Here is an 18078-nt window from a genome sequence, read left to right on the forward strand (position 1 = left end):
CCTGGGCAGGTTCCGGCCGATAGTCCATCTGAGCTAGATGCCTGATCCGGCCCGATCCCCAAGATTGATGGGGGGCACATGCCCCGTCAAGACAGGAGAGGACACCATGACCACTGTTCAACACCAGAGCCGGGATCTGCGTGAGCTGACTTCCGCCGAACTCGATGCCGTGGGCGGCGCCTGGAGCATCGGCTCGTCCGGGGACGGCGGCATCTCGTTCGAGATCGGCAATTACAGCGGCACGGTCTGGACCGACGGCGCGGCGATCGGGACGACCAGGAACGGCCAGTATCAGGTCACCTATTACCGCTGGTGAGCGCCATGGAGCGTGACACCGCAAACACCCGCACCGGCTGGCGCGAACTCGGCGGCGACGAGGCCGCGCTGGTCGCGGGCGGCAGGTCCGAGGGCGGCTGCATCAAGCCGGTCAAGCTGCCCGGCATCCCGCAAACCCAAGCAAAGTGAGGCATGACCATGCGCGAACTGAATGACACCGAACAGGGGCTGATCTCGGGCGGCAGCGGCGCGTCCGGCGACGGCGGCTTCGGCTATGGCCAGGTTCCGGGGTTCGACCTGGAAGGACCGAGGGGGCCGAACTACACCCATTCCTTCGGCAATGGCTGGAGCTTGACCTTTGGCTCCACCACCGACAGGTCGGCCCAGGGGATCGGGGTGCGCTATGTCTGGAAGTGACCCCGCGCCGCGTCCCGGCCCGCGGGCGCTCGACCCCGACCAGCTGAAGCTGGTCGCGGGCGGCGTGACCGAGGGACCGGACGGCAAGGGCTGCACGGAACCCCGCAAGGGCACGCTGGCGCAGCATTGACGAAAGGACGGCCCCGGTTCCGGCCGGGGCCTTCGCCGTCAGCGTGCTGCGGTCCCCGGCGAGCTGCATCCCGCTGAGCCAGGCCGGGGAAAGGCCGCGCGGGGCAGAGGGGCGAGGCCTGGGATGCCGGCGCGTTCACCATGATGACGCGGTGGCGCCGAGGCATCATGCCCGGCGATATGACGCTCGACGACTATGGCGCCCGCCGCCGCCATTACCCGCAACAGCTGGCCGCGCCGGTTCCATCAGCCCTTCCGAAAGCTGCGCACGAACCGGAAGATCGCGACGCCGGCCGCGACGGCATAGAGAAAACCGCCGATGAACATGATGCCGTAGATGGCGGCGAAGAGGTCGCGGTCATGCTCGTAGGTATGAGGCTCCAGCGTCGCGGAAAAGACGAACATCGCGATGAGATAGCCGATGGCATAGCCCAGCAGCCCACATGCGGGCACAAGCGCGACCAGCCCGACGATGAGAAGCGCGATCTTTTTCAGCATGGCGCGCCTCGCTAGAAATCCGTCAGGTGATCGAGCGAGAACCTGTCGGACCCGCTCTCGCAGATGTGCCAGTCCTTCTGGGCATTCGCCTCGTCCTGGCGGCCATGGCACCAGCCGCGTTCGTTCAGCGCCAGCCCGTAGATGATCATCGCCTTGCAGGCCACCACGACCTCGACGTCGCGGCTCGGGTTCCTGAGGCAGAGATCGCCGGCCTCGTGGTGAAGTTCCTTCAGCCGCTCGTCGCTTTCGGTCGCTTCGGCGAAAAGCTTTTCATCGGCCTGGGCCGGCAGGGGGCAGCCGGCTGCCGCGATCATTGCCGTGAAGCCAAGTGCGGTCAGGCGCATGGCCCTCCTCCTCTTCTTCCGAAAAAGTCGCATGGGCCGGGTTCATAGCACGGCCGCGCCTTGGGCGACACCGCCCGGCGATTTGCACGCTGCCTTGGGCGGTTCGCGGCCGATGGCATCTGCCGGGCAGGTCGACAGCGGGCGGATTTCACGTTAAAAGAGAATGTGTGATTCTCTTATGGAGGCGGGTATGAACGCCGACCAAACCGACACCACCGACCTGCCGCTGGTCGACCTGGACGCGACGGCCCAGGCCGAGATGGTCAGCACCGGCGCGGCGACGCCGATGGACCTGCTCACGGCCGCGATCACCCGATGCGAGGCGCTGAACCCGGCGCTGAACGCCCTGGCCTCGCTGGATGCCGATGCCGCCCGGCGGCGCGTCGAGGCGCTGGCGCCGGGTGGTGCCCTCCATGGCGTCCCGACCCTGCTGAAGGATCTGCTGGCCTGGCCCGGCCTGCCCATCGGGCTCGGCTCGCGGCTGATGGCGGGACAGGTCGCGCCGCAGGGCTCGGCCTATACCGAGGCGCTGGAGGCCGCCGGGCTGGTCGTGCTGGGCAAGACCACGACCTCGGAATTCGGGCTGCTGGGCACGACCGAGCCGCTGGCCACGGGGCCCACGCGCAATCCCTGGGATCTGTCGCGCTCGACCGGCGGCTCGTCGGGGGGCGCGGCCGCGGCGGTGGCTGCGGGGATGGTGCCGGTGGCGCATGGCTCGGATGGCGGCGGCTCGATCCGCGGGCCGGCGGCGCTGTGCGGCGTCTTCGGCTTCAAGCCGGGGCGCGGGCGGACCAGGCCCGCGGGCATCCCGCCCGAGGCGCCGCTGGCGGGCATCCTCAGCGATCACTGCCTTAGCCGCACGGTCCGCGACAGCGCCACATGGCTGCGCGCGACCGAGGCGCAGGGGCTGCCCGATCCGCTGCCCGAGGCATCGGCGCTGGCCGGAGACCCGCCGGCCGGGCTGCGGATCGGCTGGTTCGCGCGGGACTGTTTCGGCGAGCTGCCCGAGCCGGAGGTGCTGGCCGGGCTGGAGCGGACCGTCGCGCTCTGCCAATCCCTCGGCCACCGGCTCGTTCCCGTCGAGGGGCCGCGGCTGGACCGCGCGGTTGCGGGCCAGGCGATGTTCGACCTGATGGCGGTGACGACGGCGGGCATGATCGAGATGCTGGCGCCGGGACGCGAAGACGCCGCCGGCCTGCTGGAACCCTATACGCGCTGGCTGGCCGATCACGGGCGCGGCTTGGCCCCGCCGCGCATCGGCGAGGCGATGCAGGTGATCGCCGCCTCCGGCGCGGCGCTGACGGACTGCCTCGATGGGGTCGATCTGCTGCTGTCGCCGACCATTCCCTTCACCGCCTTCCCGCTTGGCACATTCGCCCCCGGCACGGCCAACGAGGTGCTGCGCGCCCATTTCGAGCGCAGCGCGGCCTATACAGCCCCGGCCTCGCTGGCCGGCTGCCCGGCGATGTCGGTGCCGCTGCATGTCGGCCGGTCCGGCTTGCCGGTCGGCAGCCATTTCGTCGCGCGGGCGGGCGATGACGCGCTGCTCTTTCGCCTTGCCTTCCAGCTTGAACGGGCCGCGCCGTGGCTGCCGCGCCTGCAGGCCCTGTCGCGGAGGCTGGCATGGCGCAAGTCCTGAAGGAGGGCCTGCGGGCACGGATCCTCCAGGCGGCGGGATCGGAATTCGCCGCCCGCGGCTTCGCGGCCGCGCGGCTTGCCGACATCGCCAGGCAGGCGGGCACGACGGCCAGCAACCTCTACAAATACGCGCCGGACAAGGAGGCGCTGTTCCTGCAAGTCGTCCCGCCGGAACTGGCCGCCCGCCACATGGACCTGCTGCGCGCCCGCCTGGCCGGGTTCGAGCAGGGCGAGGCCTGGACCTTGCTGACCGCCGACGGGTCGGCGGCGGCGGCCGGGTTGCTGGCGTTCTGGGCCAGCCATCGCCATGCGGTGGCGATCCTGATGAGCAATGCCCAGGGCACCCGCTACGAGACCATGCGCGAGCGGATGATCGAGGAGATGGCGACCGGCGCCATGCTGCGCTTTCCGCGCGGGAACGATCCGGCGCTGGCCTTCGTGCTGCGCCGGATCTTTTCGGCCACGCTCGACACGATCTCCGCCATCCTGCGGGAATACGAGCGGCCCGAGGACATCGGCGAGGCGATCCGCCATTTCTGGCGCTTCCAGCTGGCCGGGCTCCAGGCCCTGCTGGTCGAGGGAAGCCGGGAGCCAGGCCCACCGTGATGCCACCGGCAAATGGCTGGGGCCGCGCGCTGGCGAAGGGCCGGCCGGGCGGGCAAAGCGGCCCACGCCCGCCAGGATGATCCTCCTCATATTGCAAAGCAGCGTTCCTCGAGCGGACATGCGAATGCGATCCGGGGCTGGTGGCGGGGCAATCCTGGTCGGCCTCAAGACGGAAGCGGCGGGCTCGTTCCTGGCGGGCAGCTTGACGCCGCCGGGTCTTGCTGACGAAGTTCGACCCGGCCCCATGATGCAGGACGTGGCAAGGCGGCCGGAAACGATGCATGTTCGAGAGGCGGGAAGATGGCGACGGAACTGCTGATTGTGCTGGAGCTGCTGGCTGCGGCGATTGCGATGTTCGCCCTCAACCGGCCGCGCATGGACGTGGTCGCGATCCTGGCGCTGGTGGCCTTGCCGCTGACCGGCATCATCAGCCTCGACGAGGCGCTGGCCGGTTTCAGCGACCCCAATGTCATCCTGATCGCCGCGCTTTTCGTCCTGGGCGAGGCGCTTGTGCGCACGGGCGTCGCGCAGCGCACCGGCGATCTGCTGGTGCGCCGTGCCGGCGCGTCCGAGATGCGGCTGATCGTGCTGCTGATGGCGGTCGTTGCCGGGATCGGCGCCTTTATGAGTTCGACCGGCGTGGTCGCGATCTTCATCCCCATCGTGCTGCGGATCGCGGCGAAGATCGGGGCGGCGCCGGGGCGGCTGATGATGCCGTTGAGCGCGGCGGCGCTGGTCAGCGGCATGATGACGTTGGTCGCCACGGCCCCGAACCTGGTGCTCGACAGCCTGCTCAGGCGCGAGGGGTATCGGGGCTTCGGCTTTTTCGACTTCACGCCATTCGGGCTGCCGATCCTGCTGCTGGGGATCGGCTACATGCTGATCGCCCGCCGCTGGCTGGCGACCGACAGCCCGGCCAGCGTCAATCGGCGGCCGAGGCTTGCCGACTGGATCGCCAGCTACGGCCTGGCCGGGCGCGAGTTCCGCCTGCAGCTGTCGGCCCGGTCGGGGCTGGTCGGCAAGCGGCTCGACCAGCTCGATCTGCGCGGGACGGCGGGGATCAACATCCTGGGGATCGAGCGGTCGACCGCCTATGGCCGACGGCTGATCCAGCCGCGCGCCGACACCGTATTGCAGGCCGAGGACGCCCTGTTCCTGGACGTGTTCGGCGAAGGCACGGATATCGAGGCCTTCTGCACCAGCCATGGGTTGCGGCGCCTGCCCATTTCGGGGCGCTACTTCACCGACCACGCGCAAGAGATCGGCATGGCCGAGCTGATCGTGCCGCCCGATTCTCCGCTTGTCGGCAGAAGCATCGCGCAGTCGCGGTTCCGGTCGATCCACGGCCTTGCCGTCGTCGGCCTGCGCCGCGACAACCGGCCGATCCGGGATGTCGATGCGCGGACCGTGCTGCGCGGCGGCGACGTGCTGCTGTCGGTCGGTCCCTGGAGCCGGATCCGGCAGGTCCATCAGGGCCGGGATCTGGTCGTTCTGGCCCTGCCGGAAGAGATCGATGAGCTGCTGGAGGCGCCTTTCCGGGCCGTTCCCGCCGTCGCCATCCTTGCCCTGGTCGTCATGATGATGATTACCGGCATGGTTCCCAATGTGCTGGCGGCGCTGATCGGCTGTCTGCTGATGGGGCTTTTCGGCTGTGTCGACATGGCCTCGGCCTATCGTTCGATCCATTGGCAGAGCCTCGTGCTGATCATCGGCATGTTGCCCTTTTCGCTGGCGCTTCAGAAGACAGGCGGCATCGAGCTGGCAGCCGAGGCGCTGCGCGCCATGGTCGGGGATTCGACGCCCCGCGCCGCGCTGGCATTGATCTTCGTGACCACGACGGCGCTGGGCCTGTTCATCTCGAACACGGCGACGGCGGTGTTGATGGGGCCGGTCGCGCTGGCCCTGGCGTCCGACCTTGGGGTGTCGCCCCATCCTTTCGCGATGACCGTGGCGCTGGCGGCATCGGCCGCCTTCCTGACGCCGGTGTCTTCGCCGGTCAATACCCTGGTCGTAGGTCCGGGCGGCTACGGGTTCTGGGATTTCACCCGGATCGGTTTGCCGCTGGTCGCCATCGTCCTGATCGTCGCGATCGGGCTGGTGCCGGTGGTCTTCCCCTTCCATCCGGGATGAACGGGAAGCGGCCCGCCGGATCTGGCAAGGACGAAAGCCGCCGCGAAATCCGCGCCGCCATGACGGCTTTGCGGGGCGAAGCTGCCGGTCGGCTCTTGATGCCTCTGCCCGACAATGGTTAGAATTCCCGGCATCGACCGAGTGGCAACTAGGGTTCCGGGCGATCTGCCGCTGGACCGAGCGTTGCAGAGACCGGGGAAGTTCCCCGGCTGCACCCAAGGGACAAAAGCCCAGGGGAGGAGACGTCGAGATCAACCGCGCCGATGGCGCAAAGGGGGTCTCAATGACGCTTGCCTCGCTGCTTCTTGTCGTTCTTGCATCCTTCATCCATGCCAGCTGGAACCTGCTGGCGAAACGTGCCGCCTCGGTCGGGCCGGTGTTCGTCTTTGCCTATAACCTGGTCGCCTGCGTCGCCTATGCGCCATGGGTGATCTGGCTGCTGGCGCAGGGCGGCGTCGACTGGACCAGGGAAGGCATCGGCTTTGTCCTGCTCAGCGGGCTGATCCATCTGGCCTACAGCCTGTGCCTGCAGCGCGGCTACAGGGTGGCGGACCTGTCGGTGGTCTATCCGGTGGCGCGGGGGACCGGGCCGATGCTGTCCTCGATCGGCGCATTCCTGATCCTGGGGGAAAGCCCGACCGGCACGGGCCTGGTCGGGCTGGTCCTTGTCGTTCTCGGCATCCTGCTGATCGCCACCCAGGGAAGGCTGGCCGCCTTCACCCGCCCCGGCGGGCAGGCCGGGGTTCGATGGGGCACGGCGACGGGCGGGCTGATCGCCAGCTATACCGTGGTCGATGCCTATGCGGTGAAAGCCCTTGGCATCGCGCCGGTGGTGCTCGACTGGTTCTCGAACCTGCTGCGCTTCTTCCTGCTGCTGCCGCTGGTGCTCGCCAACCCTCGCCGTGCAATGGCGGCGATGCGGGGCCATTGGTGGACCGCCTTGGGCGTGGGGCTGCTGTCGCCGCTGTCCTATATTCTGGTGCTTGCCGCGCTGACGGGTGGCGCACCCCTCAGCCTTGTCGCGCCGATGCGTGAAATGTCGATGATGGTCGGCGCGCTGATGGGGATGCTGATCCTGCGAGAGGCGGTCGGCCCGTGGCGGCTGGCTGGTTGCGGCGTGCTGATCGCGGGCGTGATCCTGTTGTCGGCATCGTGACGACCGCGACGGTCCGCCATCGGCTCTGCGCATCATCGCAGGAGGTTCGGCCGGCCCGCTGCCTGCGCGCCCAGCCAGGGGCGGGTCCGGCGCGGATCTGCGCAAAGCGGTCGCCGGTGCTTGCCGCAAGGATGCTTCCGTATCGGCGCTAGAGGATAAACGCTTCATTGGAAGCGGCCCCGCCGCCGGATCAAAGAACGCCGCCGTTCTGGTGTCATGCTTCTGCGAGGTGGAAGCCGGGGCAGCGCGGCAGGAAGCCCTTCGGCATCGGGTTTACCGCCTGCGGCATTGGTCGAAGGATGGTCGGCTGGCATTCACGCAAATGCCGGATGGTATTGCCCTGCCTCTTGCCCGGACAGGGCCAGGGCCCTATTTTCCGGGGCGAAAGGACAGTTTCATGCATCAGTCGATCCGCAAGCGCTAAGGATCCGGTTTCCGGTTTCGCCACCTCTGCCTGCCGGCGGGGTGTCCTTTTGCACTTGCTGGACTGACATCATGAAAACCTTCCACACCTTCGACACCCCCGATGGCTGGGCTTCCGCCGCCGAGGCCTTCCGCGACGATTTCGCCACGGGCGAGCGTATCCAGGTCGCGCCATGGGGAGGCTATGCCATCCTGGGCCACCAGGAACTGGTCAGCCTCGCCCGCGATCCGCTGGCCGACGGCATGGCGCCCGATCCCGCCGCGATGGCGGATACGCCCGCGCTGCTGTCGCTGCTCGACCGGGCGCTTTTCACCAAATCCGGCGATGCCCACCGGACCCAGCGGGCCGCGCTGATCGTCGCCTTCAATACCGTGCCGCTGGCCGGGATCGCGCGCGAAGCGGTGCGGCGGGCGCTGCCCTCCGGCCCGGCCCGGATCGACCTCAGGGCCGGGCTGATCGCGCCGGTCGTGCGCCGGGTCTGGGGCGAGATCATCGGGCTTGACGCGACGGCGGCCCTGCAGCTGGAAGATACGGTGCGGGACATGGCCCATGTCCTGTCCCTTTCGCCCGATCCGGCCAAGGCCCATCTGGCCGAAGCGGCCGCCGGCAGGGTGCGGGATCTGTCGCTGGCGGCGCTGGAGGGCGGGACGCCCTTTTCGCGGAACCTGCGGGACCGGCTGGGCGACGGGCTGGCCGCCGACCTGATCGCGGGCATGGCCTTCGACGCCATCGAGTCGGCCGCCACCGGCCTGGACGCGGCGCTGCGGGTGGCCTTTGCGCATCGGCGCCAAGTGACGGCGACGGCGCAATGCGCCAACGAATGCCTGCGCCTGGCCAGCTCCACCCCCATGACCATGCGGCTGACGACGGGCAGGATTGCCCTGGGCGATCTGGCGATGCAGGCCGGGACCGTCCTGTCTATGGTCTGGGCCGCGGGCAATCACGATCCGCTGGCGTTTCCGGCGCCGGAAAGGTTCGACCCCGACCGCCAGGGCGCGCGCCCGCTGATGTTCGGCATGGGGCAGCATGCCTGCCTGGGCCACGCGATCATCCGGGCGACCTTGGTGCAGCTGCTCGGCGTCCTGGAGGCATTCGCCCCCGAGGCCGGCACCCGGCCAGCGCGCTGGTCGCCGTTTGCGAAGGACTCTCTGCCCGCCCTCGGCATCCGTTTCGAGGGCTGATCGCCGCGGGCGGATCGGTCCATGAATGCCGCAGCCCACTCATGGCCCTTTCCTGGGGCGATGCAGATCGCGCCTTGTTTGCAGCGGGTCGCACATTGCCCGAGTTCCCGACTTTCGCCGCGGGGGCTGCGGCCGATGCTGCGATTGGCAGCCCGCATCGGCCGTGCCAGAGTGAGGAAGAAGACCCGCGACAGAAGCAGCCGATGACGACGGCACCGCAGCATGGTCCCTCTGGTCCCGAGCCGGATCGGTGTGCCGCTGGCCGGGGAGAGGCGGTCCCTGCCACGGCCCGGACCGGGCGCGCTGGGGTTGGGCGTCGATCCCTGTCGTGGATGGCGAACCAGCCCGCCGGATCGAAGGGGGGACGGAAGGGCGAAACAGGAAAGGAAAGCATCATGAAGGAACTGCCGCTGAGCCGCGCCTTCACCCTGATCGAGCCGGGGCCGGTGACGCTGGTCACCACGCATGACGGCGCAAGGGACAACGTGATGACCATCACCTGGACCATGGTGATGGATTTCACCCCGCGTTTCGCCATCACCACCGGGCCATGGAACCATTCCTGGACCGCGCTCAGCGAGACCGGGGAATGCGTGATCGCCATCCCGACGCTGGACATGATCGACACGGTGATCGGCATCGGCACCTGCTCGGGCGCCGAGGTGGACAAGTTCCAGCGGTTCGGCCTGGCGCGCCTGCCCGCCCGCCATGTCCGCGCACCGCTGATCGGCGACTGCCTTGCCAATATCGAATGCCGCGTGGTCGATATAATCGAGCGGCACGGCATCGTCGTGCTGGACGGGCTGGCGGCTTGGTTCGACGGCGACCGTCAGGAAACGCGGACCCTGCATGCGGTGGGCGACGGCACCTTCGTCGTCGACGGAGACAGGCTCGACCGAAGGGAGGCGATGCGGTCGAAACTGCCCGAGGGGATATAGACGGAACCTTGCGGAGACCGGCGGCCGAGGGTGTATCAAAGCTCGGTATCCGGGAAGGCTTGCGAAGGCGAGTTCGGTGTCACGCCTCAGGGCCAGATCGTGCTTGACGTCATGGATGACGGGCGCGGCCTTTCGGCGGGCAACGAGGCGCGGATCTTCGAGCCGTTCTTCACCACCCGCCGCGCCTCGGGCGGCACCGGCATGGGCCTTGCGGTGGTGCGCAACCTGCTTGCCGCCCACCGTGCGGGCATCACGCTGTGCTCCCGCCAACCAACCCGGTTTCGCATTACCTTCGCCCCCGGCGCGACAGGCTGAGCCCCGCGCTCGACGGACCCAAAGCATGATACTGCCCGGCCCTGCCGGTTGCCGGCAGCGCTTCCCGACCCCGGCAGCGACGACAAGCCGGTCAGGACCGATCCGCGGGCTTGTTCGTGATCGCGCTGGGGACATTGCTGCGGATTTCGCCATCCTCATTAGGCCGGGGGCGGATCAAGCCATGCGACGGAGCGGCCCCATCCCCGTTCGGGGGCGACCATGTTCCGTTTCGGCGATTGCCCTTGGCGCTCATGCGGGCTGGTCATGCAGGGTGCAAGCTGCAACCCGCCGGCGGGCGTCCCATCCTTCCCTTTCCAGCCGCGGCAGGAACCCCTTTTCGTGGCTCGTCGGAAAGCTGACGGCCGATGTCGCATTGCTGCTGCGCCGGAACAAGGGCGCGGGACAGGATGCCCGCGAATGCCGAAATGCGTCCCCATCGGAAGGTTTCTCAAGAGGTTGCCGAGAATGCTGAAAGAACGGATAGCGGGTTTGCTCGACCAGCGCCGGCCCGGCCATTCCTTGCCCCGCGACTTTTATGTCGACGACGAGATCTTTCGCGCCGACATGCAGGCGGTGTTCGAAACCGACTGGATCTTTGCCTGCAATGTGGTCGAGATTCCGCGCCCCGGCGACTACCTGACGCTGAAGGTCGGCGACAATCCCGTCGTCGTGCTGCGCGACCGCGAGGGCGGGATCGCGGCCTTTCACAACAGCTGCCGCCATCGCGGCTCGCTGATCTGCCAAAAGGAGAGGGGGCGCGCGAACCGCCTGGTCTGCCCCTATCACCAATGGGTCTACGAGCTGGACGGCAGCCTGATCAATGCCCGCCAGATGCCCGAGGATTTCGACAGGGCGGCCCATGGCCTCGTCCCGGTCCATGTCGAGGTGATCTGCGGCATGGTCTATATCTGCCTTGCCGACGAGCCGCCCTCGCTGGCGCGCTTCCGCGCCGGGGTCACGCCCTATATCGCCCCGCACAGGCCCGACCGCACCAAGGTCGCCTTCACCTCGACCATCGTCGAGGAAGCGAACTGGAAGCTGGTGATCGAGAACAACCGCGAATGCTATCACTGCGCGGGCAACCATCCCGAACTGCTGGTGACGCTGGTCGAATTCGCCCTGCCCGACGATCCGCTGGTCAAGGCGCAGTTCCAGGGGCTGATGGACCGCTCGGCCGCGCGTTGGGACGGGCTGGGGCTGCCGCACAAGCCGGCCGAGGGCGGCGTCGAGTTCCGCTGCATCCGCTTGCCCTTCAACGAAGGTTGCCTGTCCTTCACCATGGACGGCAAGCCCGCGTGCAACAAGCTTCTGGCCGATTTCACCGAACCCGACCTGGGCTCGGTCCGCATGTTCCGGGTGCCGAACAACTGGAACCATTTCCTGTCCGACCACATCCTGCATTTCCGGGTGCTGCCGCTGTCGGCGAACCGGACCGAGGTGCGCACGACATGGCTGGTCCACGAGGATGCGGTCGAGGGCGTGGATTACGACCTTCGGCGCCTGACCGAGGTCTGGCTGGCCACCAATGACGAGGATCGCGTGCTGGCCGAGAACAACCATCGCGGCATCCTGTCGCGCGCCTACCGGCCCGGACCCTATGCGCCTTCCGAGTTCATGCTGAACAATTTCTCGGAATGGTATGCGGGCAAGATGGGTGATTTCACCGGCGGCCCGCAGGCGCGGATCGCGGCGGAGTAAGGCGCATGGACATGCAAGCCCCTTCAACGGCCCTGCTGTCGCTGTCCTGCATCGCCGTCCGCGACGAGACGCCCACCGTCAAGACCTTCCGCCTGCGCGCAGGCGGCGGCCCGGTGGGTTTCGTGCCCGGCCAGGCGCTGGTGCTGAAGGTGCCCTTGCCGGGCGGTCCGGTCTGGCGCAGCTTCACCATCTCGGGCGGCGCGGGGGGCGATCTTGAACTGACGATCAAGGCGCAGGCGCCGGGCGGCGCGACCCGCTGGCTGCACGGGAACCTGCGCGAGGGCAGGGGTATCCAGGCCCGCCCTCCGCGCGGCGCCTTCACCCTGGGGCTGCGCGGCAACGACCGGCTGGCCTTCGTCTCGGGCGGGTCGGGGGCCACGCCGATGATGGCGATGCTGCGGCATCTGGCGGACACTGATCCCGAGGCCGATCTGGTGTGGTTCCACGCCGCCCGCGATCCGGCCGAGGTGCTCTTTGCCCGCGAACTGGCCGAGATGCAGGGCCGGATGCCCAACCTGGCGGTGGCGGTCAGCGTCAGCCAGGCCGCCCCCGGCTGGTTCGGCTATCGCGGGCGGATCAACCGGGCGCGGCTGGCCGCCGCCATCCCCGACCTGGGGCGACGCGAGGTGTTCTGCTGCGGCCCGCAGGGCTTCATGCACGAGGTCCGGCTGATCCATGCCGCCGAGGGTGGCGCGCGGGCGCAGTTCCACACCGAAAGCTTCGGCGGTGCCGACTTGGCCCCGCCGCCCATGGCCACCGCCGCCGTGGATGGCCCCGGTTTCGGCCTGACCGTGAACGGCCGCGCCATCGGCATCCGCCCGGACGAGACGCTTCTGCAGGCCAGCCTGCGCCAGGGGGTCGTCATCCCCTGCGGCTGCGGCGCAGGCATGTGCGGCACCTGCATGGTGCGGATCGTCTCGGGCCGGGTCGACAGCCGGCCGAACGGCGGGCTGACGCCGGAAGAGGCGGCCGAGGGCTATGTGCTGGCCTGCTCGACCCGCGCGGCGTCGGATGTCGAGATCAAGCTGGCCTGACACCCGGATCACGGTCGGATTCCTTTCCCTTCCGGGCGGAAACCTGCTGTCGGCGGGGCTGGCCTTGCCCCAAGGATGACCCTGCGGCGATGCCCGCCGACCAGCCACCAGAGGACGCAAGATGACCACAGACCCCCGATCCGTCGCCGGCAAGCGCCTTGAGATCGCGGAACGGACCCAGATCCTGATCGTCGGTGCCGGCCCCGCCGGGATCGCCGCCGCCCGCCACGCGCATCGGGGCGGCGCGCAGGTGATGCTGGTCGACGAACATCCCGTGCCCTTCGAGACCATGGGCGAAAGCGTCCCGCAGATCTGGGGCGGCCGGATGGGCGGCGCGGTCCGCAACCGCAACGCCATGACCGAACGGATGCTGGAGGCGCGGCCCGATCTGGTCGAACTGTTCGAGGCCGGCATCGACATCCGCCTGGGCACCGCCTGCTGGGGGCTGTTCGCCAACCAGCCCAACCTGGGCTGGATGCCCGGCCTGGTCGCCGGGCTGGTGGACGAGGGCCAGGGCAGCCATCTGGTCGGCTTCGACCAGGCGGTGGTGGCGAGCGGGCGGCGCGACATGGGGCTGGCCTTTCCCGGCTGGGACCTGCCCGGCGTGCTGGGCGCTGGCGCCGCGCTGATGCTGGCGCGGCTTTACGATGCGCTGGACAGCCGGCGCGCGGTCATGCTGGGCTCGACCCCCGAGGCGCTGCTGGCGGCGCTGGACCTGATCGACGCGGGCGTGACCATCGCCGCCGTGATCGAACAGGCCGCCGCCCCCGCCGCGCCCGAGGATCTGGTCGCGCGCATCCGCGCCGCCGGGGTCGAGATCGTCACCGGCGAAGCGCCGCGTGGCGTCACCTCGGACGCGGATGGCGTCACCGGGCTGGTGCTGCGCAACCGCACCATCCCTTGCGATTCCGTGCTGCTGGGCGTGGGCGCGGTGCCGATGATCGACCTGCTGCATGCCGCGGGCGCGCGCTGTGCCTTCGACAATGATCGCGGCGGCTTCGTGCCGCTGCTGGGCGCGGGCGGCGAAACCAGCCTGCCCGGCATCCGCGCCGCCGGCGACTGCGCGGGCATCTGGCCCGCGAAAACCGCCGATCCCGTGCTGGCCGAGGCGGAGGGGCGGCTGGCCGCCGGGGCCGCGCTGGCGGCGCTGGGGCTGGCGGATGCTCCGGCCGAGAACGCGCCGCAGCCCGGCCCCGCCGCCGATCTGGGCGAATACCGCAAGGCCTGGGTCCGCGCCTCGGTGGTCGAGGCCGTGGCCGAGATGCCGGTCTGCCAATGCGAGGAGGTCACGGCGCGCGAGATCCTGGAGGTCAGCCCGCCGCGCTATCTGAACGCGCCGCATCTGCCGAACCTGACGCGCAGGCTGACCCAGATCCTGGGCGAGGGGCCGCCCGATCCCGACCAGATCAAGCGGCTGACCCGCGCCGGCATGGGCCCCTGCCAGGGCCGCCGCTGCCGCGAGCAGATCCAGGCGCTGCTGGCCTTGCAGGACGACCTGTCGCTGGGGGTGGTGCCGCTGGCCGGCTATCGCAGCCCGGTCCGGCCGATCAGCCTGGCCGCCGCCGCCATGCCCGAGGATCCCGCCATCGCTGCCGCCTGGGATTCCTGGTTCGGCATGCCGCGCCAATGGGTCCCCTTCTGGGATGTCGAGGAACATTACACGGTCGCCGCGCTTGCGACGGAGAAGGAACATGTCAGCGAATAACCCCATCCCCGGCATCGACGCCGGCGACGACAATCGCGGCGCCCCGGTCATCGTGATCGGCGGCGGCGTCACCGGCCTTTCCACCGCCTTCTGGCTGGCCGAGGCGGGGGTCGACGTGCTGGTGCTGGAACGCGGCATTACCGGCTGGGAGGCCTCGGGGCGCAATGGCGGCGGCTGCTCGCACCACCACAGCCCGCTTTTCGCCGAGGAACAGCGGCTGTGGCCGATGATGGACGAATTGCTGGGCTATCCGACCGAGTTCCGGCCGAACCGCATCCGCATCGCGCTGTCGCCCGAGCAGTTCGCGCTTTACGGCCGCGCCGTGGCCAATGCCCGCAAGCAGGGCTTCCGCGCCGACGACCTGGATGCGCAGACGGTGCGCGAGCTGGTGCCGCTGGCCGGGGACAATGTCCATGCCGGGCATTACTATCACTTCGGCGGCCATGCGAACCCGCACCGCACCGTGCAGGCCTATGCCTGGGCGCTGCGCGACCGCGGCGGGCGGCTGCGCCAGCACGTCACCGTCACCGGCTTCCGGCGACAGGGCGACCGGGTGACGGCGGTCGAGACCGACAGGGGCGTCTTCGGCTGCGACCACCTGGTCATCGCGGCGGGCCCGCAGACCGGCCGGCTGGCCGCGATGCTGCAGGTGGACATCCCCATGCGCGCCGCCCGCGCCGAGATGATCGTGACCGAGCCCCTGCCGCTGATGCCGCTGGGCGGGATCGACGGCAACGGGCTCTATGGCCGCCAGACCCTGCGCGGCAACCTGGCCTATGGCGGCGGCCCGCATGAATGGGTCGAGACCGAGGAGCAACCGGGCGGGCCGCGCCCCTCGACCCCGCTGGCGGGCAGCATCGCCCGGCGCGTGGCCGAGCTTTTGCCCAAGGCCGCCCATGCCCGCGTCATCCGCAGCTGGGCTGGCATCATCGAGAACACCCCCGACGGCCGCCCGGTCATCGACCGTCCGGCACCGTGGCAGAACCTGACCGTCGCCACGCTGTCCGGCGTGGGCTTCGGCCTGTCGCCGGCCTCGGGCCGCGCGCTGATGCAGCTGGTGATGCGGGGACATTGCGATTTCGCCGATCTCTCCAGCCTGCGGCTGGCCCGCTTCGACCGGCTGGAGCCGGACTGGGACGCGCTTCAGGGCTGGCTGCCCGCCGCGATGGCCTCGGCCTGATGGGAACGGCTTGAAGCAGGGCGACTTGAAGAGCGGGGCGGCTTGACCGAACATGGCGCATCGCAACCCGGATCCGCCGATGTTCTACCATGACGCGGGCGAGCCCCTGTGCTTCGCCTTCCTGATGATCGAGGGGCTCTCGATGCTGAGCCTTGCCTCGGCGACGGAACCCTTGCGCGCCGCGAACCGCCTGCTGGGGCGCGACGCCTTTCGCTGGGATCTGTGCAGCATCGACGGCCAGCCGGTCATGCCCTCCTCGGGCATCCCGTTTCCGGCCATCCCCGTCGACCAGGCGATCGAGCGCAACCACGCCCTGTTCATCTGCGGCGGCGCGCGCGTCGATCCCCAGGACGAACGCCCCTATCTTGCCGCGCTGCGGCGGGCGGCGCATCGCGGCCGGGCCATCGGCGCCCTGTCCACGGCCAGTTACCTGCTGGCCAAGGCCGGGCTGCTGGACGGCTATCGCTGCACCATCCACTGGGAAAACCGCGCCGCCTTCGAAGAGGATTTCCCCCACCTGCCGATCACCGGCACGCTTTACGAGATCGACCGCAACCGGCTGACCTGTTCGGGCGGGACGGCCTCGATGGACCTGATGCTGCATATCATCGCCGACCTGCACGGGCGCGACCTGGCCAACGGGGTCGCCAACCAGTTCCACCATGCCCGCATGCGCGATGCGGGCGAGAACCAGCAGGGCGGCCGGGCCGAACAGATCGGCACCCTGCCGGGGACGATGCAGATGGCCATCCGGCTGATGCAGGCCAATATCGAGACGCCGTTGCAGATCGAAAGGCTGGCCGCGCTGACGGGGGTCAGCGAGCGGCAGATGGAGCGCAACTTCCGCAGCTTCCTGGGCATGACGCCGGCGCGCTGCTACCTGTCGCTGCGGGTCGAGCGCGCGCGCGAGATGCTGCTTTACACCGAACAGCCGATCATCGACATCGCGGTCGCCACGGGCTTCGCCTCGACCTCGCATTTCTCGAAATGGGTCAAGGAATTCTATGGGATACGCCCCAGCGAGATGCGCGAACAGGCACGCGCCGCGCGGGCCCGGTCGCGCCGCATCGCCTGAGCCGCCGCTCAGGTCGCGCCCAGCAGGCCGAACAGCGCCCCCGTGCCGCCGCCGTCGCCCAGCCGGTCCACGGCCCTTTCCAGCTCGGCGGCGCGGATCTCGCCCAGAACCGGCGCGGCATAGGCGCGGAACTTGGCGCGCACCGCATCCGTCGTTGCCGGCGCCTCGGGGTCGCCCGCCGCCTCGGTCGGGCCGGATTCCAGCACCTGGCCGCTTTTCATCACCAGCCGCACATCGGCAAAGCGGCGGGCCGGGAAGGCGGCATTGAAATCCTCGCGCTCGGTGACGGTCATGCCGGTGGCAAGGGCGCGGATCAGCGGGTCGGCCAGGCCGTCCTCGGCCACGTCCGCGGGATCGATGCGGCCCCGCACCAGCGCCACGGCGGCAGGATAGGCGGTGGAATACTGCGCCTCTTCGGTGCTGGCCGGATCGCGGGTGGCAAGGCGGCGGGACTGGTGGAAGGTGGCGATCTCGATCCGCTCGACCTGATCGGCGGCCACGCCATGCCGCGCCCGCAGGTCCAGCACCGCCTGCACCGAGGGCTGCGCCCAGCGGCAGACCGGCCAGGGCTTGAAATACTGCTCGGCGATGCGCCAGGTCGTGCCCAGATCGGCCCACAGGTTGGCGACATCCGCGCCCTCGACCGTGATCGCCGGGGCGCCGGTGAAACCATCCGCCGCCAGATAGGCGGCCGAGACCCCGGCCATCGCGCCCCAGCCCGAGCCGTCCTTGACCATGGTCGGGTGGTCGATGCAGCGCATCATCTGGCTGCGCGGGCCGTGATATTCGGCGATGCCGATGGCCTCGCGTGTCCTGGCGCCGTCCAGCCCCAGCACCCGCGCGCCCAGCGACGCCGCCGCAACCGCGATCCAGGCACCGGAGGTGTGATAGTCGCAGGCGGTGCGGTGCAGCGCGATGCCCGCGCGCGTCCCGATCTCATACCCGATGACCAGACCGGCCAGAAGCGCGCGGTCGTCCGCCCGCCCCTCGGCCTGCATCAGCGCCAGCAGGGCGGGCAGGCTGCCGCAGCCGACATGGCCCTTGGTCAGCTTGTGGCCGTCATGGCCGTCCAGCGCGTCGATGGTCATGCCGCCCGCCAGCGCCGCGCCCGCCGGGCTGACCATGCGGCCATCCATCAGCATCGGGGCCGCGCGGGTGCCCGCGCCGAAATGTGCCGCCGCGTGGTCGCGGACGATGCGCGACAGCCGCGTCCGGCTGCCGCCCGCCGCGACCCCCAGCAGGTCCAGAAGCCAGCGGCGGCCCAGGTCCAGCACCGCATCCGGCATGTCCGCCGCGCGCATGTCGTGCAGGAAATCGTGAAAGGGCGATGTCAT

General features: G+C 69.6%; 19 protein-coding genes. 16 read left to right on the top strand and 3 right to left on the bottom strand.

Annotated features, from left to right (window positions below):
• The first annotated feature begins 106 nt into the window (after positions 1-106).
• The 4 genes from FE811_RS04700 to FE811_RS27365 are packed head-to-tail and all read left to right on the top strand — an operon-like array spanning position 107 to position 823.
• Positions 107-316: a hypothetical protein gene (locus tag FE811_RS04700; RefSeq protein ID WP_072461833.1), complete on the top strand. Its 210-nt coding sequence runs from the start codon at positions 107-109 to the stop codon at positions 314-316.
• Positions 317-321: 5 nt separating this feature from the next.
• Positions 322-465, top strand: a complete 144-nt coding sequence (locus FE811_RS27360; protein ID WP_157034051.1) for a hypothetical protein — start codon at positions 322-324, stop codon at positions 463-465.
• Between the two features lie 9 nt (positions 466-474).
• Positions 475-693, top strand: a complete 219-nt coding sequence (locus tag FE811_RS04705) for a hypothetical protein (protein ID WP_139293939.1) — start codon at positions 475-477, stop codon at positions 691-693.
• Entirely contained in the window at positions 680-823 is a 144-nt protein-coding gene (locus tag FE811_RS27365; RefSeq protein ID WP_157034052.1) for a hypothetical protein, read from the top strand. The genes FE811_RS04705 and FE811_RS27365 overlap by 14 nt, the downstream gene beginning before the upstream one ends.
• Positions 824-1068: 245 nt before the next feature.
• Here FE811_RS27365 and FE811_RS04710 read toward each other — a convergent pair whose 3' ends face one another.
• Together FE811_RS04710 and FE811_RS04715 are read right to left on the bottom strand one after the other, a co-directional pair.
• Positions 1069-1320 (bottom strand): hypothetical protein, encoded by a 252-nt coding sequence (locus FE811_RS04710; RefSeq protein WP_114537405.1) that lies wholly within the window; start codon positions 1318-1320, stop codon positions 1069-1071.
• Between the two features lie 11 nt (positions 1321-1331).
• A complete protein-coding gene (locus FE811_RS04715; protein WP_140846852.1) occupies positions 1332-1664 on the bottom strand; it encodes a hypothetical protein in 333 nt (110 codons plus the stop codon).
• A gap of 190 nt (positions 1665-1854) precedes the next feature.
• Between FE811_RS04715 and FE811_RS04720 the strand changes: the two genes are divergently transcribed.
• The 12 genes from FE811_RS04720 to FE811_RS04775 all read left to right on the top strand — a co-directional run bounded on the left by FE811_RS04720 (position 1855) and on the right by FE811_RS04775 (position 16744).
• Positions 1855-3303 carry an amidase gene (locus FE811_RS04720; RefSeq protein WP_140846854.1) on the top strand — a complete coding sequence of 483 codons (1449 nt, stop codon included), beginning with the start codon at positions 1855-1857 and terminating at the stop codon, positions 3301-3303.
• Positions 3288-3908 (top strand): TetR family transcriptional regulator, encoded by a 621-nt coding sequence (locus FE811_RS04725; RefSeq protein WP_140846856.1) that lies wholly within the window; start codon positions 3288-3290, stop codon positions 3906-3908. Before FE811_RS04720 ends, FE811_RS04725 begins: the two co-directional genes overlap by 16 nt.
• A 300-nt stretch (positions 3909-4208) precedes the next feature.
• Entirely contained in the window at positions 4209-6038 is a 1830-nt protein-coding gene (locus FE811_RS04730) for an SLC13 family permease (protein WP_140846859.1), read from the top strand.
• Between the two features lie 283 nt (positions 6039-6321).
• The gene (locus FE811_RS04735; RefSeq protein WP_140846862.1) at positions 6322-7194 is read left to right on the top strand and encodes an EamA family transporter; all 873 of its coding nucleotides are present in this window, start codon (positions 6322-6324) and stop codon (positions 7192-7194) included.
• A 495-nt stretch (positions 7195-7689) separates the two neighbouring features.
• Positions 7690-8799: a cytochrome P450 gene (locus tag FE811_RS04740; protein WP_140846865.1), complete on the top strand. Its 1110-nt coding sequence runs from the start codon at positions 7690-7692 to the stop codon at positions 8797-8799.
• Between the two features lie 395 nt (positions 8800-9194).
• Positions 9195-9737: a flavin reductase family protein gene (locus tag FE811_RS04745; protein ID WP_036750670.1), complete on the top strand. Its 543-nt coding sequence runs from the start codon at positions 9195-9197 to the stop codon at positions 9735-9737.
• A 30-nt stretch (positions 9738-9767) separates the two neighbouring features.
• On the top strand, positions 9768-10052 hold the full coding sequence (locus tag FE811_RS04750; protein ID WP_255469652.1) for an ATP-binding protein: 285 nt from the start codon (positions 9768-9770) through the stop codon (positions 10050-10052).
• A gap of 465 nt (positions 10053-10517) precedes the next feature.
• Positions 10518-11750, top strand: coding sequence for an SRPBCC family protein (locus tag FE811_RS04755; protein ID WP_052095706.1), 1233 nt, complete (start codon positions 10518-10520; stop codon positions 11748-11750).
• 11 nt (positions 11751-11761) lie between these two features.
• On the top strand, positions 11762-12784 hold the full coding sequence (locus tag FE811_RS04760; RefSeq protein WP_255469653.1) for a hybrid-cluster NAD(P)-dependent oxidoreductase: 1023 nt from the start codon (positions 11762-11764) through the stop codon (positions 12782-12784).
• A gap of 121 nt (positions 12785-12905) precedes the next feature.
• Positions 12906-14489 (top strand): NAD(P)/FAD-dependent oxidoreductase, encoded by a 1584-nt coding sequence (locus FE811_RS04765; protein WP_140846869.1) that lies wholly within the window; start codon positions 12906-12908, stop codon positions 14487-14489.
• Positions 14476-15669 (top strand): FAD-binding oxidoreductase, encoded by a 1194-nt coding sequence (locus tag FE811_RS04770; protein ID WP_140846871.1) that lies wholly within the window; start codon positions 14476-14478, stop codon positions 15667-15669. The genes FE811_RS04765 and FE811_RS04770 overlap by 14 nt, the downstream gene beginning before the upstream one ends.
• 79 nt (positions 15670-15748) lie before the next feature.
• Complete coding sequence (locus FE811_RS04775) at positions 15749-16744, top strand: GlxA family transcriptional regulator (RefSeq protein ID WP_052095713.1); 996 nt, start codon at positions 15749-15751, stop codon at positions 16742-16744.
• An 8-nt stretch (positions 16745-16752) separates the two neighbouring features.
• Here the strand turns inward: FE811_RS04775 and FE811_RS04780 are convergent, their stop codons facing one another.
• On the bottom strand, positions 16753-18078 hold the full coding sequence (locus FE811_RS04780; RefSeq protein ID WP_140846873.1) for an MmgE/PrpD family protein: 1326 nt from the start codon (positions 18076-18078) through the stop codon (positions 16753-16755).

The sequence above is a fragment of the Paracoccus sp. FO-3 genome, assembly GCF_006386455.1.
Lineage (GTDB): Bacteria > Pseudomonadota > Alphaproteobacteria > Rhodobacterales > Rhodobacteraceae > Paracoccus > Paracoccus versutus.

What these genes read in the sequence shown, in the direction of transcription:
- FE811_RS04700 (WP_072461833.1), top strand. Translation starts at nt 107, where the DNA reads ATGACCACTGTTCAACACCAGAGCCGGGATCTGCGTGAGCTGACTTCC.
- FE811_RS27360 (WP_157034051.1), top strand. Translation starts at nt 322, where the DNA reads ATGGAGCGTGACACCGCAAACACCCGCACCGGCTGGCGCGAACTCGGC.
- FE811_RS04705 (WP_139293939.1), top strand. Translation starts at nt 475, where the DNA reads ATGCGCGAACTGAATGACACCGAACAGGGGCTGATCTCGGGCGGCAGC.
- FE811_RS27365 (WP_157034052.1), top strand. Translation starts at nt 680, where the DNA reads ATGTCTGGAAGTGACCCCGCGCCGCGTCCCGGCCCGCGGGCGCTCGAC.
- FE811_RS04710 (WP_114537405.1), bottom strand. Translation starts at nt 1,320, where the DNA reads ATGCTGAAAAAGATCGCGCTTCTCATCGTCGGGCTGGTCGCGCTTGTG.
- FE811_RS04715 (WP_140846852.1), bottom strand. Translation starts at nt 1,664, where the DNA reads ATGCGCCTGACCGCACTTGGCTTCACGGCAATGATCGCGGCAGCCGGC.
- FE811_RS04720 (WP_140846854.1), top strand. Translation starts at nt 1,855, where the DNA reads ATGAACGCCGACCAAACCGACACCACCGACCTGCCGCTGGTCGACCTG.
- FE811_RS04725 (WP_140846856.1), top strand. Translation starts at nt 3,288, where the DNA reads ATGGCGCAAGTCCTGAAGGAGGGCCTGCGGGCACGGATCCTCCAGGCG.
- FE811_RS04730 (WP_140846859.1), top strand. Translation starts at nt 4,209, where the DNA reads ATGGCGACGGAACTGCTGATTGTGCTGGAGCTGCTGGCTGCGGCGATT.
- FE811_RS04735 (WP_140846862.1), top strand. Translation starts at nt 6,322, where the DNA reads ATGACGCTTGCCTCGCTGCTTCTTGTCGTTCTTGCATCCTTCATCCAT.
- FE811_RS04740 (WP_140846865.1), top strand. Translation starts at nt 7,690, where the DNA reads ATGAAAACCTTCCACACCTTCGACACCCCCGATGGCTGGGCTTCCGCC.
- FE811_RS04745 (WP_036750670.1), top strand. Translation starts at nt 9,195, where the DNA reads ATGAAGGAACTGCCGCTGAGCCGCGCCTTCACCCTGATCGAGCCGGGG.
- FE811_RS04755 (WP_052095706.1), top strand. Translation starts at nt 10,518, where the DNA reads ATGCTGAAAGAACGGATAGCGGGTTTGCTCGACCAGCGCCGGCCCGGC.
- FE811_RS04760 (WP_255469653.1), top strand. Translation starts at nt 11,762, where the DNA reads ATGCAAGCCCCTTCAACGGCCCTGCTGTCGCTGTCCTGCATCGCCGTC.
- FE811_RS04765 (WP_140846869.1), top strand. Translation starts at nt 12,906, where the DNA reads ATGACCACAGACCCCCGATCCGTCGCCGGCAAGCGCCTTGAGATCGCG.
- FE811_RS04770 (WP_140846871.1), top strand. Translation starts at nt 14,476, where the DNA reads ATGTCAGCGAATAACCCCATCCCCGGCATCGACGCCGGCGACGACAAT.
- FE811_RS04775 (WP_052095713.1), top strand. Translation starts at nt 15,749, where the DNA reads ATGTTCTACCATGACGCGGGCGAGCCCCTGTGCTTCGCCTTCCTGATG.
- FE811_RS04780 (WP_140846873.1), bottom strand. Translation starts at nt 18,078, where the DNA reads ATGACATCGCCCTTTCACGATTTCCTGCACGACATGCGCGCGGCGGAC.